Origin of the sequence: Paenibacillus forsythiae T98 (assembly GCF_000520735.1) — a bacterium.
GTDB classification, from domain to species: Bacteria; Bacillota; Bacilli; order Paenibacillales; family Paenibacillaceae; genus Paenibacillus_AQ; species Paenibacillus_AQ forsythiae.
Genome location: NZ_ASSC01000165.1, coordinates 1 through 1,315 on the forward strand (window position 1 = coordinate 1; position 1,315 = coordinate 1,315).

2 protein-coding genes are annotated in these 1,315 nt (G+C 60.0%); both read right to left on the reverse strand.

Features of this window, described 5'->3' with window-relative positions:
* On the reverse strand, positions 1-242 hold a 242-nt coding region (locus L692_RS27920), incomplete at its 3' end, for a DUF5682 family protein (protein WP_036722276.1).
* Positions 239-1,312 carry an AAA family ATPase gene (locus tag L692_RS0106185; RefSeq protein WP_036722278.1) on the reverse strand — a complete coding sequence of 358 codons (1,074 nt, stop codon included), beginning with the start codon at positions 1,310-1,312 and terminating at the stop codon, positions 239-241. The genes L692_RS27920 and L692_RS0106185, both read right to left, overlap by 4 nt.
* Positions 1,313-1,315 lie beyond the last annotated feature (3 nt).

Sequence of the window (1,315 nt, forward strand, 5' to 3'; positions counted from 1 at the left end):
GCCAGAATCGCCACGGGCGGCCGCGTGGCTTCATTGGACAGATGGGGAATTTGGGAGGTGGCGTCGGAAGGGCCCTCGATCAGCACCGCCGTCGGGCGCACGGCATCCAGAAGCTGCAGCAGGTGCCAGGCCCCGCCTGGAGAAAGATGCCTCACTCCGAAAATATGAATTCCGCTTTTCCGTGTTTCCCGGTCATTCGGGCCACCCAGTTGCCGGGCAGCCTCATCATTCCCGGCGCTCATCCGTTTAACTCCCGGCAGGCTTGGTACAGCCCCCGCCATTCGCTTCCCCGCTTCTTCATGATCTGGTCGAGATACTCCTTCCAGACCAGCGCGTCCTTGGCGTCATCCTTGACAATAGCGCCCTGAAGACCGGCGGCCAAATCCTCGTCGCTTAGCTCCCCGCTTCCAAAGCTTGCAGCCAGCGCCATGCCGTTTGTCAGCAGCGAGATCGCCTCGGCCGTGGAAATAACGCCTCCCGGCGATTTTACCTTCTCCTTGCGGTCCAGCGTCATACCGCTGCGCAGTTCGCGAAAGACGGTTACGACCTTGCGGAACGCCTCATCCGCCGGCAGTGCAGCCTGAAGATCATAGGCGGAGGCGATTTCGGCCACTCTTTTCTTGACGATTTCAACCTCCGTCTCAAGATCCGCCGGAGACGGCAATACAACAATGTTAAACCTGCGCTTCAGCGCCGCCGACATTTCGTTGACCCCTTTGTCGCGCGTGTTGGCCGTCGCGATCATGGAGAAGCCCTTTTTCGCCCCTGTTTCCGCACCCAGCTCAGGCACAACGATCGTTTTTTCAGATAGGATGGAAATCAGGGCGTCCTGCACCTCAGAAGCGCTGCGGGAAACCTCCTCAAAACGGGCGATCCGGCCGGTGTCCATCGCCCTCATGATCGGGCTGCGCACCAGTGCCTCCGGTGTAGGGCCGTTTGCGAGCAGCATAGCATAGTTCCATGAATAACGGACCTGCTCTTCCGTCGTACCCGCCGTCCCCTGAACGACCAGTCCGGAGTCGCCGCATACGGCTGCGGCCAGATTCTCCGATAGCCAAGACTTGGCGGTTCCCGGCTCGCCGATTAACAGCAATGCGCGGTCCGTCACCAGGGTAGCGATGGCTATCTCGACCAGCCGGTTATTGCCGATGTATTTCGGGGTAATGACTTTTTTGCCAGCAGTTCCTCCCGTAATATAAGTAAGCACGGCGCGAGGAGACAGGTTCCAGCCCGCCGGAATGCGGTCATTGTCATGTTTGCGCAGCTCCTCCAGCTCTTCGACGTACAGCGCTTCGGCCGGCTGCCGCAGCAGGCC